The sequence below is a fragment of the Bradyrhizobium sp. PMVTL-01 genome, assembly GCF_051861855.1.
Taxonomy (GTDB): domain Bacteria; phylum Pseudomonadota; class Alphaproteobacteria; order Rhizobiales; family Xanthobacteraceae; genus Bradyrhizobium.
This window is the reverse complement of record NZ_CP193982.1, coordinates 810,134-826,420: the sequence shown is the minus strand read 5'-3', so window position 1 is coordinate 826,420 and position 16,287 is coordinate 810,134. Positions and strand designations below refer to the sequence as shown.

The window sequence follows — 16,287 nt, the reverse complement described above, 5'->3', positions numbered from 1 at the left end:
CCTGGAGCTTTGGGCCATGCGTATTCGTCTATCGACCTGTCTTGCCGTGCTTGCGCTGACAGTTTCCGCGATCTCGGCGCGCGCCGAAACGGTGGTGCGCTATGGCATCTCGATGGCGGACATTCCGCTGACGACAGGCCAGCCCGATCGCGGCGCCGGCGCTTATCAGTTCACGGCCTACACGATCTACGATCCGCTGGTCGCCTGGGAGATGGACGTCGCCGACCGCCCGGGCAAGCTGGTGCCGGGCCTCGCCACCGAATGGAAAGTGGACGATGCCGACAAGACCAAGTGGCGCTTCAGCCTTCGCAAGGGCGTCAAGTTTCACGACGGCAGCGAGTTCAACGCCGATGCGGTGATCTGGAATCTGGACAAGGTGCTCAACGACAAGGCGCCGCAATTCGACAAGCGGCAGAGCGCGCAGGTGAAGACCCGCCTCCCCTCCGTCGCCAGCTACGCCAGGATCGACGACTTCACGGTGGAGATCACCACCAAGACGGTGGATTCCTTCTTCCCCTATCAGATGCTGTGGTTCCTGGTGTCGAGCCCGGCGCAGTATGAAAAGCTCGGCAAGGACTGGGACAAGTTCGCGAGCCAGCCCTCCGGCACCGGCCCGTTCAAGCTGACCAAGCTGGTGCCGCGCGAGCTCGCCGAGCTCAGCAAGAATCCGGACTACTGGAACACAAAGCGCATTCCGAAGGTCGACAAGATCGTGCTGGTGCCGATGCCGGAAGCGCTGACGCGCACCAATGCGCTGCTCGCCGGTCAAGTGGACCTGATCGAAACGCCGGCGCCTGATGCCGTGCCGCAGCTGAAGGCGGCCGGCATGAAGCTGGTCGACAACGTCACGCCGCATGTCTGGAATTATCACCTCAGCGTGCTGCCGGGCTCGCCCTGGACCGACATCCGCCTGCGCAAGGCGCTGAACCTCGCGATCAACCGCGACGAGGTCGTCGGCCTGATGAACGGCCTCGCCAAACCCGCCAAGGGCCAGGTCGACCCGTCCAGCCCGTGGTTCGGCAAGCCCAGCTTCGAGCTGAAATATGATCTGGCGGCTGCGAGGAAGCTCGTCGAGGAGGCCGGCTACTCCAAGGCAAAGCCGCTGAAGACCACCTTCATCATCGCGCAGGGCGGCACCGGCCAGATGCTGTCGCTGCCTATGAACGAATTCCTGCAGCAGAGTTTCAAAGAGATCGGCATCGACATCGACTTCAAGGTGGTCGAGCTCGAGACGCTCTACACGCATTGGCGCAAGGGCGCGGCGGACGAGATGAACGCCGGCATCACCGCCAACAACATCGCCTATGTCACGTCCGATCCGCTCTACGCCATCGTCCGCTTCTTCCACTCCGGCCAGATCGCGCCTGTCGGCGTCAACTGGGGCGGCTACAAGAATCCGAAGGTCGACGCGCTGATCGACGAGGCCAAGCAGACCTTCGACAGCGCCAAGCAGGATGAATTGCTGGCGCAGGCGCATGCGCTCATCGTGGATGACGCCGTGCTGGTCTGGGTCGTTCACGACACCAACCCGCATGCGCTGTCGCCCAAGATCAAGCAGTTCGTGCAGGCGCAGCACTGGTTTCAGGACCTGACGACGATCGGGGTGGAGTGAGGGCGAACGCAGCTGCCGTAGGGTGGGCAAGCGAAGCGCGCCATCTCTATTCGATCCGGAAAGCTTGCTGGGCACGGCTAGGCGCCTTTGCCCACCCTACGGGAGTTGACGTTTGGCCCACAGAGGCGCGTCAAACTCGTTTTGCGAGCGAACCAATCCAGAATCCTTCCGCCGGGACACTCTGGATTGCTCCGCTCCGCTCGCAATGACGGAGTGTGAGGCACCGGCAGCGACCCACCTGCCCCCTACTTCGTCAGCAGCGCGTACGCCCCGGTCCAGTCCTCCGGCGGCGGATTGATCTGGAAATCCTTGATTCTCGCCTCGTACAGCTTGAACAGCTTTTCCAGGGTGTCGGCGTCTTCGCTGCGGCGGCCGCGCTCGATGGCGTTCATCGCGCCCTGCCAGTCGCGATTGCGGTAGCAGCCGAGCATCTCGATGGTGATGTTGCGCAGGCGCTGGAAGGCGGCCGAATGCATCACGTCCTCGCGGCCGGCTATGGCGTAGATCACCTCCGGCTCGGTCTTGCCCTTGACCATGATGAAGTCGAGCTCGAGGATCGCGAACTTGTCCTTGGCGGCGAGCGCCGTCCTGGAACCGACGATGATCGGGAAGCCGTATTCCTTGGTCTGCCCTTCCAGGCGCGAGGCGAGGTTCACGCTGTCGCCGAGCACCGAATAGTTCTTCTTGAGGTCGGAGCCCATGTTGCCGACCACGCCGATGCCGGTGTTGAGGCCGATGCCGACTTTGAGCGGGATATAGACGTGGCCGCCCTCGGCGGCTTCCTGCTCGCGCTCCTTGTTGACCTCGTCGATCTTCTCGAGCATCTGGATCGCGGCCTCGCAGGCGTTGACCTGGTGCTCGGAATCGTCGAGCGGCGCGTTCCAGAACGCCATGATGGCGTCGCCCATGTATTTGTCGATATAGCCCTTCCGCTCGATGATGACGTCGGTCAGCGGCGTCAGGAAGCGGTTCATCAGCGCGATCAGCCCCTGCGGATCGTGCTTGTAGCTTTCCGAGATCGTGGTGAAGCCGCGCACGTCGGAGAACATGATCGTCATCTCGCGCTCCTCGCCGCCGAGCACGAGCTTCTCCGGCGACTGCGCCAGCTGCTCGACCAGCACCGGCGACATGTATTGCGCGAACATGCCGCGGATCTGCACCCGCTGGCGCTGCTCGCGCACGAAGCTGGCGAAGATCAGCGTCAGGTAGATCGCGGTGGTCGAGAGCAGCGGATAGGTGAAGTCGATGAGCTGCCGGTACTGCGCGTAGAAGAACCAGGACGTGCCGACCAGGATCGCGGCGAACATCGCACCGGCAAGCACGAGGCGCACGGGACCGAGATTCGGCGTGAAGATGATGACGAGCAGGCCGATGAACAGCGCGGCGATCAGCTCGATTCCGAGCGCATAGTTCGGCTGCGAGATCATCGCGCCGGTGAGCACGCTCTCCAGCACCTGGGCGTGGATCTCGACACCCGGCATGGCCCGGGATACCGGCGTCGTCTTGATGTCGTTCAGGCCGACCGCGGAGGTGCCGATCAGCACGAGCTTGCCGGCGATCTTGCTCGGCGACACCGTGTTGTCGAGCACGTCGGCGGCCGAGACGTAGATCGAGGGATCATAGCGGGCGTAGTGCACCCAGAGCTGGCCGTTCCTGTCGGTCGGGATCTCCACGCCCTTGAGGCGGATGGCCCGCACGCCGGACTTGTCGGTCCGGACCAGCAGCGTCGGCGTGCTGGTGATGACCCGCAGGACCTCCAGGCTGAGCGAGGGCATGATGTTGCCCTGGGCGCGCATCACCATCGGCACGCGGCGGATCAGCCCGTCGCGCTCGGTCCTGATCGTGAACAGGCCGCGACCGGCGGCGACCTTCTCGATCACGGGCACGTTGCGCAACAGGCCGGGGAACTCGAACAGAAACTTCTCGGCATTCTCCTCGCCGACCGTCGCCACCCCCGTGAAGGGAAGCGTCTTGTCGATTTCCGACGTGATTTCCGATTGTCCGGTCTCGCCCAGCACCACGCGCGAGCGCTCGATCGCTTCCGAGAGGATCTGGTCGTTGCTCGGCAGCTCGCGCAGCCTGGTGCGGGTGGCGTCGTCCAGATAGCGCATCTGGCCGGCGACCAGGTCCGGATTGAGCCGGTCGGGCTCTGAAAACACCACGTCGAAGCCGATCGCGACCGCGCCGTTGTTGGTGAGGTTGGTGATCACGTCCGCGATCCGCGTCCGGGACCACGGCCATTGGCCAAACTTGGCAAGGCTCTTGTCGTCGATGTCGACGATCGTGACCGGCCGTATCGTCTTGTGGCGAGGGTCGATCAGTTGGAACATGTCGAAGGTGCGCAGCCGCAATTCCTGGATCGGCGGCGGGTCCCAGAGGCGGGCGGCGGCGAACACGACCAGCAGCGCAAGGCACATCAGCCGCGCAAGGCCGAACTTTTGCGCAAACCACCGCCGCAGGATCTTGAGACGTCTCATGCTGGTCGAGTTTCCCGCAACCGCTTGGGGCCTGATCTTGGATCGCCGTGAGGCAAATGGCCAATGGTTCGGCGACGGAAGATAAGGATTTTTTTGTCGCGATCAAAGCGGAATGATGAGCCGCTTCCCCGGAGTGTCCGCCTCTAACTCACATGTAGGATGAAGTCGCCGGCGTTGAGACTGCCGACAACAGTGTTCTTCAGGAGGATCTTGTCGTTGTTATCGAGCGTGAGCAAGGTATCGTCGCCCTGCTGCCCCGCGAGCAAGGATACCTGCATCCATGACGTGAGACTGGTGAACTGCCGCAGGTCGATCTTGTCGAGGCCGACCTCGAAATCGTTCACGGTGTGCTGGGCCGTCTGCTGCGCCGACGTCGGCGCGAACACGAACTGGTCCTTGGCGCCGCCACCAATGAGCGTGTCGCTCGAGTCGGTCGCGAAGATCACGTCCTTGCCGGCGGCCCCTGCCAGAGTGATGCCCTGGCTGTTGGCGCCCTCGACGAAGATGAAGTTGACGGTGTCGGACAGGCCCTTGGTCGTGTCCGTGACCGTCAGCGTGATCCGGTCGGTGTCCGGCGGCACGGGGTACTGATCGGTGCTGGCGCCGGTCGGGTCGTAGGTGACGCCGGCACCTTCTGCGAGGCCGGCATTGATCTGGGCGAGCGAACCGGACACCGGATAGACACTGACGCTGCTGGTATCTGGATGCGAGGTCGACACCGAGACCGTGAAAGTGTCCGCCGCGGCGCCGGAATCGGTGTCTGTGACCACCAGACCGGTGATGATCTCGTTGCTGTTCTCGCGGATATGCTCGACCTGGAAGTGCTCGGTGTCGATGAGCGGGCCGCTGGCGGAAGGCGCCGTCACGCTCGTGCCGATTGTGGTGAGCTCGTCCGACACCGATGCCGTGCCGTCGGTGCTCATGGCCGTGATATCGGCTGTCGTTGTCGCCGAAGTGGTCGTGATGCCGCCGACATAGGTATTGTCGAGGGCATGCACGCCCAGCGCGTCCGGCATCCCGGTGAAGCCGTTGGCCGGCACGAAGCGAAGCAGAGTGTCCGGGCTCAGCACCAGCGCACTCGTGTCACTGACCGCCCCGATATCGACCCATTGATGGGTACCGGCGAGCTCGTACTGCCAGACACCCTGCGCCGCCGTGGCGGTATCGGACGTCACTGCGATGGCCTTGAAGGTCGCGCCGGCATCGGCGTCGTGGAGCTTGTCCGTGAAGAGGCTGCTGATGGTGCTTCCACCCGGATCGCTGTTGTTACCCGCGGCCGAGGCCAGCGTCGTGTCGTCGAGCGTCGGCGCGTCGTTCGTGCCGGTGATCGTGACAACGACGTCCGCCGTCACCTTCTGGCCCTGGCCGTCACACAGCGTAATGGTGGACACAACCTTCACGGTCTGGTCCTTGGCGAGGAAATCGAGCGCGTTGTCGGCGATCGAATAGCTCCACGTCACGGTGCCGTTGTTCTTGCCGGTCTGCCCATAGGTCAGCGCGTCCTTCAACGCGGCGATCTGGCCAGGCGTGAGCGACGCGGTGAGGTCAGTGGTGCCGTCCGCAGCGAGCGAGGTCACGACCTGACCGGTGACTGTCGCCGTCGGACGGTCGGTCAGATCGATATCGGTGAAGTCGATCGAACCGGTCGCAGCCGGCACCGGGTCGGACGCGCCAGAGCCGGTGGTGCTCTCACGCTCGGCGAAACCTGCAGTCAGCGTCGCATGGTCGGTGTCGAGCACCGGCGCGTCGTCATCCGCATGGATGGTGATCAGCGTGTGGCCACCCTCGTCACTGCCCGTGAAGTGTGCGGTGCGATAATCTCCGACGAGCGTCAGGCTGATGGTCTGGCCATCGTCGCCGGTGACAGTCAGCACGCCACCGCTCGCGGGATCGTCGGCATCGGGGACATAGACCGCGCTGGTGCCAGGCCCCCACTTGATCATCGTCAGGTCGATCTTGTCGGTCGCGGACAGCTCCGCGATCGAGCCGCCGAAATCCGTCGTATCGATCTCAAGCTCGGCGCCGTCGCCGGCGAGCGTGATCGTCTGCGACACCGTGCCCTTGACCTCGAGCGTCGCGCCGGCGTCGACGACAACCGAACCGGTGGCCGAGCCCGACAGGGAGCCGAACAGCGTCAGTGTCCCGGTGTGGACCTCGATCGAGCCGGTGTCGGCATTGGTGATGTCGCCCGTGATCGACGCGGTGCCCCAGCTGTCGATGTCGCCATCATTTTCGATGGTCAGGTCGACCCCGGAAATCGAGGCACAGTGCAGATCGATGGCACCATGGTTGACGATCGAGGACGCATCGCCGAACACGCCGCTGCCGGCGACCGTCCAAATGCCGCTCGCATCATTACAGAACGTGGCGGTGGCAACCGAGATATTGCCGTTGATGTGGCCGGTGTTGTTGATCGTGATCTCGCCGCCGGTCTCAACGATCGCATAGGTCGTCGAGCTCACGGCGCAGGCATCGTCGGCCCCGATGGTGCCGGAATTGGTGATGGACGCCGCGCCGGTGCCGTTCTCCTGGATCGAGATCGCGGCAGAACCGTTGGCGCCGACCACCGATCCGGTGTTGGTGATGTACGCCGAGCCGGTCGCGCCCGCATCGTCCTGGTCGATATTGATGCCGAACGAGGTCGCGCCGGTGATGTGCCCGTTGTTCGAGATGCTGACGTTGCCGTCGCCATGGGAGACGACGTCGAGACCGACCGCGCCGCACACGTCGCCGCCGACCGTAGCCGTGATGTCGCCGGCGCCGGCCGCGCCGTCGTGCAGCACGATTCCGTTACCGGTCTGACCGGTGATGGCGCCGACCGTCGTCAGCGAGATGTCGCCGATGCCGTTCTGGGTGACGACGATGCCGTTGGTCGCGCCGGTCAGCGCGCCGGTCGGCGTCAGAATGATGTTGCCGCGGCTGACGGTCGTCCCGCCGGATGCGGTGAAGTCGAGCGCGTCGCCCCTCGCCGAATTGATGTTGGCATCGCCAGTGATGGTAAAGGTGCCGCCGCCCGCCGCGAGACCGGCGACGGTGCCGTTAAAGTCGTGACTGGTGTCGTCGAGCTTGAGCGTATTGGCGCCGCCCGCGAAGGTGACGGTCTGCTCGTCCGCGCCGCCGAGCTCGAGCGTCGCATCGTCGTCGATGATCAGCGTGCCCACGCCCGTGATGCCGCCCGCCAGGTTGAGCGTGCCGCTCTGGACCTCGACGGTGCCGCCGGTGTTCGTGACGCCGCCAGTGACCGTATTGAGGCCGACGCTGTAGAGATTTCCGGCATTGCCGAGATTGCCGCCGTTGATCGAAGCGTCGGTCAGATAGAGCTTCGACGTGCCGACGACCGAGATCGTGCCGCCCGCGTTGGCGACAGTTGTCGTCGTCAGCTTCAGCGTGCTGCCGGTCACTGCCTCGATCAGGCCGTGATTGGTGAAGGCGTGGAGATCGATCGTCAGCGTGCCGCTGGTGACGGACAGGGTGCCGGTGTTGTTGAGGTTGGCGCCGTGGATTCCGCTGATGCCGGTCGATTCCAGCGTACCGGACAGTGCGAGCGTGCCGCCGGTCAGGCTCGATCCTGCCAGTGTCAGCTTCTTGCCGGCATCGACCTTGACTGTTCCGCGATTGGTGATCGCAGCACCCGACACGGTCGCCTCGTCGAGCGTCAGCGTGATGCCGCTGTCGACCGTGAGGATGCCCTTGGCCACCGTCGCATGGCCGTCGATCCTGCTGTTGCCGGTGACGTAGATCGTGCCGCCCAGCACACTGTAATTGTTGATGGCGCCACCGCTGATCGTGGCGCGGTTGAGAGTCAGTGCGGCGCCATCATCGACAACGATCGTGCCGGCTGAATTGTCGACGCTCGAGCCCGGATCGATTGCCAGCGCGCCGCCAGCCAGCACTTCGATGGTACCGGAATTGGTGACGGTCTCGTCGCTCAGCGCATTGCCGGTACCGCTGACGTTGAAGAGGGCGTTGTTGTTGAGGATGCCGCTGCTCAGGACGGCGTCGCCGGTGAGATCAATCTCACCATCGATGGTAATCGTGCCAGCCCCGCTGAGACCAGCGTTGAAGATGGGACCGCCTTCACCCTCGCCGTTGCCGATAACAACGCCGGGTCCGCCGATGGTCGCGTCGCTGACGACCAGCCTGCCGGAGGCGTCGATGGTGATCTGGCCGGCATTGGTGACGCTCGAGCCCTGATGGATCGTCAGCCAGCCATTTGCCAGCACCTCGATCACACCGCTCGACGCGTTGTCCACGGTCTCGCCGACGAACTCGGCGGTGGCCTTGACGTTGACCGTGCCGGAATTGTTCAGCGTGCCGTTCTCGATCAGGCTGACGCCGTCGAGCTCCAGCGTGCCGAGAATGGTGATGGTTCCGCCCTCGACGGTCGTGCCGTCGACGATCAGCGTCGTGCCTGCATCGGTCTTCAGCATGCCGCCGGCATTGTGGATCTCGGCCAGCGTCTTCAACGTGCCGCCGAACAGTTCGAGCGTGCCGGAATTGGTGATCGTGGCGCCGACAGCGAAATCGCCGCCGGCCTTGAGCGTCGAGTGCCCGGCATTGGTGAATACGCTGGTGTTCAGGATCTCGGCCAGGCCGCCGACCGACGCCGTGCCGGTCGCGGCGTTGGTGAAGATCGAGTCCGCGCTCATGTCGAGCGAGCCCGCGATGGTCAACGAGTTCTTGTTGATCAACTGCGGCGGCGGACCGCCGAAATCATTCATCGTGATCGACTTGGCATAGGCGGGCGCGTCGATCGTGGCCGGATAGGACGGCGTCAGGCCGTGCAATTGATCGGTGATGACAATGACGTCGTCGTCGATGGTCGGGAGCGTGCCGGTCGCCCAGTTCGCGGCATCTTTCCAGAAGCCGCCCGAGGGCGCGCCGGGCTTCTCGGTCGCGATCCACACCACAGCGGGCGCATCGGTACCGGTGATCGTGACGGTGATGGTCTGCTGCGCGGTCGCGCCCTGCGAATCCCTGACCGTCACGGTGTAGACCAGCGTCAGCACCTCGCCCTTCGGAATGAAGTCGGCAAGGTAGACCGGAAGGTCGGCCAGCGACCAGTTGATGGTGCCGGTGCCGTCGCCGGTGCTGTCGGCCCCCGAGGCGATCGCAACCGACATAGCCTTCTGGAACGCCGCGAGCGGACCCGGCGGAACGGTGCTGCCGTCAGGCAGCGTCGCGCTGGTCAGCGCCACGGACACCGTATGCTTGTCGGTCAGATCGACGTCGGCAAAGTTCAGCGTGCCCGAGGTCGCCTCATCGCTGATGAGCGGGCCGCCCGGCACGCTGGTGCCGCCTTCGAACGTGATGGTCGGAACGCTGCCGGTGATCACCGGCTTGTCGTTGGTACCCGTGATCGTGATGGTGATCGGGATGAACGCGGATTCCGGGTTGACCTGGAAGTTGGTATCGACGCGGACCATGTAGGTCAGTGTCAGTGTTTCGCCGGCCGCGAGGAAATCGAAGACATTGTCGGGGATCGTATAGGTCCAGACCGCCGAGCCGTTGTTGTTGTTGCCGCCGTCGGGAACCACGCCGATCTGGATCAGCGTTGCCGCGATGTCCTGCTTCTGGAGAGCGCTGAGCGAGCCGGTGACGTCCTGCTGGCCGGCGTTCTTGTAGCTGTAGTTCGGCGCGTCAGCGAGGCTGATGCTCACCGTTGGTCGGTCGCCGAGGTTTTGATCGAGGAATCTGATCAGGCCGGAAATGGTGTCGGCATGCGTGTCGCTGGTCGCATTGGCACGTTCGGTCAACGCGAACGCCGTCTTCACGTTGCCGTCGGCGTCGAAGCTCTGCGCGATCGGCTGCCCGGGAATACGCTCGGCTTGCGGCGTGGAGGCGGTGGCGACCTGCGATCCCTGCAGATTGAGATGGACGAAGGTCGCGGTCACGACCGGACCGGACGCCGACTTGAACACCACCTCCAGGCTCATCGGCGTGAGCGTGTCGGTGAAGTTCGTTGTCAGCTTGGTGTTGCTGTTGTTGTCGGTGAACTTCAGCGTGAACACGTCCGTGATCAGCTTCTGAATGTCCGGCGACATCAGCGCGTTGCCGATCGAGACGTTGCCGCCGCTGATCTGGATCATCTGGCCGGCCTGGTTGACCGTCGCGATCGGCAGCAGCGTGATCTTGTCGTACAGGATGTAGGAACCCGTGGTGCCGTTCGGCTCGACCAGCACCTGGAAGCTCGCCTGCGGCTGCGGGTCGCCGCCGCCGGCGGGAACGACGAAGTTGATCTGGGTCAGCACCGCGGTGCCGCGGATGCCCATGGTCGCGACCGGCGTGTCGACCTTCATGTCGCCGTGCTTGGCGGTTTCGCCGGCGACAAAGGTGATGGTGCCTGCGACCAGACTCAGCAGCGAGGAGTTGTTTGACCCGTTGGGGTCGTAGACCATCTCGTTCAGCACCATCCGAGCATTGGAGGACAGGCCGAACACGGTGCCGTCGACGAAGGTGATGCCGAGCGTCGAATCCGCGCCCGTCGACACCACGTCGCCCTTCTCGACATTGTCACCATTGTTGAGGATGACCGAAACACCGTTGCGGATCGCGGTCGCACTGCCGGAGAGCTTCGTGACGTGGCCGATGACCTGGGCCGCAGCCGTGCCCGGCGTAGCCTGGGCAACCTGGACGTGCCCTGTCAGCGCGTTGACGACGCTGCCGGTGAGGTGGGCGCCATCGGACGAGGCGAGCGCGGCACGCTTGTCGCCTCTAAAATAATCGTGAACGAGGAACTCGCGGCCCTCGTGGGACAGCACGAGGTCGAGACCCGAGCGCTTGAACTCGCCGTTGAAGATCAGGTTTGGATCGGGAACAACGACGGCCCCATCGGGCACCTGACCGTGCGCCTTGGCGGTAAAAGAGTCGACATTGACAGAGGCAGGCGTGCGGGAACCTTCGCCGTGGTGGGGGATCGCGGCGTCAAATTTGCCAGCGTAGTTCAACGGGGCACCGTAAAAGGGTTAATAATTATGTAAGTATCGACCGGTTAAGCTTGCTTAGCATTACCAAGTCCTTAGCGAAACCCTCTATTGCTTGTGTGATTTCGCATCACCTGACCCTACGAACGCCCGGAAAACCGCGACTCCCACGAGGAAGCGAAGTAATATTTGCAGTATTATGCAGTCGAATTAGGCTTTTTTGCGAACATTTACAAGCATCCGAAGTAATCTACTGTAAAGATCGGACAGCCGATACTCACGTCAGCTTTTCCCAAGGGTTCCCCGCGGCGTCCTGCAGCAAATGCCGAAGCCAAATCTGCGACCTAACTCACAGACCCCGTGAAATCGCGGCCTTGTTGGCTACTGAGACGCAGCATCGGCGCCTCTACAACCCACGCTTGCAATCAACTCATTTTCGCCGAGACCGATTACTTCCTATCCGGCGATTCGTAAAGTTTTACGCAATTTGGGCGGGCTTGTTTCAGCCTGTCCCACGGTTTTGCGCCCCCTGCGGGGCGCGTTAAGCAGAGCAAAACGGCCCGTCTCGCACTATCTCCGCGAAAGCAACAAAGCCCGGCACGTCGAGGTCGAGAGAGACCTGGGCGAAGCCGCAAGGGGATGTCAGATGGAGACCGCTGCTCGCTCGCGCGCCTGGCGCGCAATCCTTGTGCTCTGCGGACTGGTCCTATTCGGATCGGCCGCCGAGCTTCGCGCCGGCACGCTGCTGTCGCCGGGCGCCGGTGTCATCGTGCGCAAATCGGCCGAGCCGTTCGGCGTGTTCGCCTTTGCCATCTCGTCCGGCGGCCTTCAGCAGAAATGGTCTGCGCTGAAGTCCAGGCTCGACGACGACATGGTGCAGCTCGCGCTGTGCGACGGCGACCGCGACAATTGCGCGTCGCCCGCGGCCCTCAAGCTGCTCGCCATCGTCGACCAGGCCCGGGCCCGCGACGGCCGTGCCCTGCTGGGCGAGACCAACCGCGCCATCAATCTCGCCATCCACCCCGCCAATGACGGCAACGACGACGTCTGGAGCTCGCCGCTTGCGACCTTCGCGCGCGGCGCCGGCGATTGCGAGGACTATGCCATCGCCAAGCTGGCTGCACTGCGGCTTGCCGGCGTCGCCGCCGACGACCTCCGCCTCGTCGTGGTGCGTGACGTCAGGGTCGGCGAAGAGCATGCGGTCGTGGCCGCAAGGCTGGACGGCCACTGGCTGATGCTCGACAACCGCCGCATGGCGATGGTCGAGGACGAGGCTGCGCGCAGCTACCAGCCGCTGTTCGTCGTCTACCAGTCGGCCGTGATGAAATATGTCGACGAGCCGGTGCGGCTGTCGATGGCGCCCGCCGAAGCGCACTGATCTTTTGTAGCCCGGATGGAGCCCACGGGTCGGCGCGAAGCGCCGCCCCTCGAGCCTGCGGAGGATTGTCTCGCCGACTACTCGCGCGCAAGACCGACGAGATCCGCGCCGCCAGGGGCGATCCGAGAAAGGTGTTCGGCCGGCAGGTCGCGGCTCACTCGCCCGCCCACCGACGCCGTCGATTTCTGCGCCGCGCGGATCCACGCAGCCAATTCCTGCGGCAATTTTCTGCGCATCAATCGCGTCTACGCGGTCGACAGCCAGGTGACCGACCAGGAGGCGCAGGTCACCGGCGAGATCGAAATGGTGGTGCTGGCCCCTTCACCACATGCAGCAAGGTCGCCTCCGGCTGCACCGGCATCTGCTGGGACGCCGGGACGGGCCGTCCGCAACCGCGCGCCGGCAACAAGGAGCGTTCCGCAGACGCCTTCAACGTCACCCGCCGGTTGAGAATCCAGCGAACCTTCGCCTTCGCCAAAGCCGCCGACGGCCGGCGCTGCCGCGAGGACGAGCTGGCGCCGGTGAACTCGGGGACGGCGGGCGGGGGATCGTAGGGCATTGACCGCGGCGTGCTTTCTTCCTTCTCCCCTTGTGGAGAAGGTGGCGCGAAGCGCCGGATGAGGAGTTCTCTCCACGCGCAAACCGTTCGTGTGGATAGAGACCCCTCACCCGGCTTCGCTCACGCGAAGCCACCTCTCCCACAAGGGGAGAGGGTGCACCATCAATGCCCGCAAGAGATCAAAACATCAGATTGTCCTTCACCAGAACCCAGCGGCCGTTCTTCACCTGCTGAACCTGGGTGATGGTCGTGGCGAGATGATTGGTCTTCGAGAACACCGTCGGCGGCGAATTGAAGATGTCCTGGAACTTGTCGCCGGACTCCAGCGCGTCGAGCATCTTCTGGCCAGTGAGATCCTTGCCAGCCCTGTCGGCATAATGCGCGAACGTCATCACCGCATTGTAGCCGATGATCGCCTGGGTGTTGGCGTCGGCATTGAACATCTTCTTGTAGTTGACGAGCCAGTCCTTCACCTTTCCCTTCGCGGTGTCTTCGTAGGGAATTTCGAAGTTCGAAGCGGCATACAAGCCTTCCACCACTTCCTTGCCGAGCGCCGGCACTTCGAGCACGTTAACGGGCGTGGCACCGAGGAAGGTGACGTCCCATCCGAGCTTCTTCGCTTCGGTCATCGTGCCGATAGGCTCACGGAGCACCGCGCCGAGCACGACGAGGTCACAGCCGTCGGACTTCATCTTGGCGACCTGCGCCGAGAAGTCGGAGGCGCCGCGCTTGTAGCTTGTGATCGAGGCCGGCTGCATCTTCATGGCGGAGAGCTGCTGGTTAAAACCATCGAGCACGTTTTTTCCGTACTCGTCGTCCTGATGCATGATGCACGGCTTCTTGAAATTCTTTGCCTCAATCATGTATTTGAGCGCCGCGCGCGTGCTCTCGACGTAGGGAAGCAGGTTGTTGAACTTCAGCCGCTCCTGCGGCTTGGCCGGGTCGAACTTGAAGGTGAACTCGGCCGCCGTCAGCGGGAACAGCTGCAGCACGCCGGCATCGAGCAAAATATCCTGCGCGGCGAGCACGGTGGGCGATCCCATCGGCCCCACCATCGCGAAGATCTTGTCGCGCTCGATCAGCTTCTGCGAGGCCAGCACGGCCTTCTTCGGATCATAGCCGCTGTCCTCGACCACCAGGCGGATCTTGCGGCCGTGGATGCCACCGGCGGCGTTGACCTCCTCGACGGCCATCTTCATGCCGTTGGAGACGGGCACGCCCCAGCCCTTGATCGGACCCGACAGGTCCTGATGGGTGCCGATGACGATCTCGCTTGCCGAGATGCCTGCATTGGTGACCTTGGTTTGCGCGACGGCCGGCAGACAACTGAGCGCGATAGCGCCCATAGCAAGGCCGAACGCGTTGAACGACTTCGACATTGACGACTCCTCTCCTTTGGGCCCGTATTGTGCGAAGGGCGGGGCCGTCGCTCCTTCGCTATCTCAAGTCGGCATGCGCGTCACGCCACCGCGCGCTCGCGATACATCGCGTCGATCTCGGCGGCATAGCGCTTGTTCACGAAGCTGCGCTTCAGCTTCATGGTCGGCGTCAGCTCCTCGTCCTCGGGCGTGAGCTGGCGCTCGATCAGATAGAACCTCTTGATGGTCTCGACGCGGGCGAAATTGGCATTGACCGCCTCGATCTCGCGCCAGATCAGGTCCTGAATCTCCGTCGCCCGGCACAGGCTGGCATAGTTGGTGAAGGGGATGTCGTGATCCTGCGCGAACTTCTCGACATTCTCCTGGTCGATCATCACGAGGCAGGTGAGATACGGCCGCTTGTCGCCGATCACGACGGCATCGGAGATGTAGGGCGAGAATTTGAGCTGGTTCTCGATCTCGGACGGGGTGATGTTCTTGCCGCCGGAGGTGATGATGATGTCCTTCATCCGGTCGGTGATGCGGACGAAACCCTCATTATCGATGGTGCCGACATCGCCGGTATGCAGCCAGCCGCGCTGATCGATCGTCTCCGCGGTCTTCTCCGGCTGGTTGAGGTAGCCCATGAACAGGAAGTCGCCCTTGATCAGGATCTCGCCATCGGGCGACAGCGCGACCTCGCCCCAGGGCACGGCGGTGCCGACCGAGCCGAGCTTGATCCGGTCCGTCGGCATCATGGTGGCGACGCCGCAATTCTCGGTCTGGCCGTAGACCTCGTGCATGTCGATGCCAAGCGCGAGATACCAGCGGATCAATTCCGGCGCGATCGGCGCCGCGCCCGTGAAGGCGATGCGGCAGCGGTCGAGCCCGATCATGCGGCGAATGTTGCGGAACGCGACCAGGTAGGCAACCCGGTTGGCGATGCGCAGCGACAGCGGCGGCGCCCTGCCCTCGAGCCGGCAATCGACCATGCGATAGCCGATGTCGATGGCGCGGCGATAGACCCATTGCTGCAGCGGCGTCGCATCCTTTAGCGCGATGGTGATGGCGGAATAGAATTTTTCCCAGATCCTGGGCACCGCGAGAAAGACGGTCGGCTGCACCTCGCGCAGATTGTCCGGCACCGTCTCCGGGCTTTCGGCGAAATTCATCACCGAGCCGAGCGCGACCGAGATGTAATAGCCGCCGACGCGCTCGGCGACGTGACAGAGGGGCAGGAAGATCAGCCGGTCCTCGTCCTCGCGCGCCGGGATGAAGTCGTTGGCGTGCCGCATCTGGTGCGTCACGCTGCGGTTGGCATGCATCGCGCCCTTGGGCGGGCCGGTCGTGCCGGAAGTATAGACGAGAACAGCGAGATCGCCGGCGCCGCGGCAGTCGATCATCTCCTGCCACAGCGCCTCGCGGCCGACCATGTGGTTGCGGCCGAGAGCGCGAAACTCGTCGAACGACATCACCATGTCGTCGGAGAAGCCGCCGAGGCCCTCCATGTCGAACACGATGATCCTCTGCAGGGACGGGCAGCGTGCGCGGCAGGTGAGGATCTTGTCGAGCTGCTCCTCGTCCTCGGCGAAGACCACCTTCGTCGCGGAATCGTTGACGAGATACTCGACCTGGGCGGATGAATCGGTCGGATAGATTCCGGACGAGACGCCGCCGGCGCACAGGATGCCCATGTCGGCGTAGACCCATTCGGGCACGGCATTGGCGATGATGGAGGCGACGTCGCCGGGCACGAAGCCGATGGCACGCAGCGCATAGGCGGTCTCCTTCGAGATCTCCAGCCATTCGCGCCAGCTGGTCGGCTGCCAGATGCCGAACTTCTTCTCGCGGATCGCAGGCCGTTCGCCCCGCGTCTCCGCTGCGCGCAAGAAGCTCCTTGCGATCGTATCAGCGACCGTCAGCACCGCCGGTCGGGCCATGCACCTCTCCTCCTTGTCGCCTTTCCCTCCGCTGCCTGCC

Annotated in this window: 6 protein-coding genes and 1 pseudogene; 3 read left to right on the top strand and 4 right to left on the bottom strand. The window is 63.8% G+C overall.

Going from position 1 to position 16,287, the window contains the following annotated elements; all coding sequences use genetic code 11:
* Nucleotides 1-16 precede the first annotated feature (16 nt).
* Nucleotides 17-1,612: an ABC transporter substrate-binding protein gene (locus tag ACRQ5Q_RS03835; RefSeq protein ID WP_439372830.1), complete on the top strand. Its 1,596-nt coding sequence runs from the start codon at nt 17-19 to the stop codon at nt 1,610-1,612.
* 245 nt (nt 1,613-1,857) lie between these two features.
* Here the strand turns inward: ACRQ5Q_RS03835 and ACRQ5Q_RS03830 are convergent, their stop codons facing one another.
* A complete protein-coding gene (locus ACRQ5Q_RS03830; protein ID WP_439396116.1) occupies nt 1,858-4,089 on the bottom strand; it encodes a CHASE2 domain-containing protein in 2,232 nt (743 codons plus the stop codon).
* Between the two features lie 143 nt (nt 4,090-4,232).
* Complete coding sequence (locus ACRQ5Q_RS03825; RefSeq protein WP_439396114.1) at nt 4,233-11,036, bottom strand: FecR domain-containing protein; 6,804 nt, start codon at nt 11,034-11,036, stop codon at nt 4,233-4,235.
* A gap of 622 nt (nt 11,037-11,658) precedes the next feature.
* On the opposite strand from ACRQ5Q_RS03825, the gene ACRQ5Q_RS03820 reads away from it, so the two are divergent.
* Nucleotides 11,659-12,390: a transglutaminase-like cysteine peptidase gene (locus ACRQ5Q_RS03820; protein WP_439396112.1), complete on the top strand. Its 732-nt coding sequence runs from the start codon at nt 11,659-11,661 to the stop codon at nt 12,388-12,390.
* Nucleotides 12,391-12,435: 45 nt separating this feature from the next.
* Nucleotides 12,436-12,944, top strand: a pseudogene (locus ACRQ5Q_RS03815) (lysozyme inhibitor LprI family protein); the annotation flags it as partial.
* A gap of 184 nt (nt 12,945-13,128) precedes the next feature.
* Here the strand turns inward: ACRQ5Q_RS03815 and ACRQ5Q_RS03810 are convergent.
* Both ACRQ5Q_RS03810 and ACRQ5Q_RS03805 read right to left on the bottom strand, forming a co-directional pair.
* Nucleotides 13,129-14,328, bottom strand: a complete 1,200-nt coding sequence (locus ACRQ5Q_RS03810; RefSeq protein ID WP_439396110.1) for an ABC transporter substrate-binding protein — start codon at nt 14,326-14,328, stop codon at nt 13,129-13,131.
* Nucleotides 14,329-14,408: 80 nt separating this feature from the next.
* The gene (locus ACRQ5Q_RS03805; protein ID WP_439372825.1) at nt 14,409-16,247 is read right to left on the bottom strand and encodes an AMP-dependent synthetase/ligase; all 1,839 of its coding nucleotides are present in this window, start codon (nt 16,245-16,247) and stop codon (nt 14,409-14,411) included.
* Nucleotides 16,248-16,287: the final 40 nt, after the last annotated feature.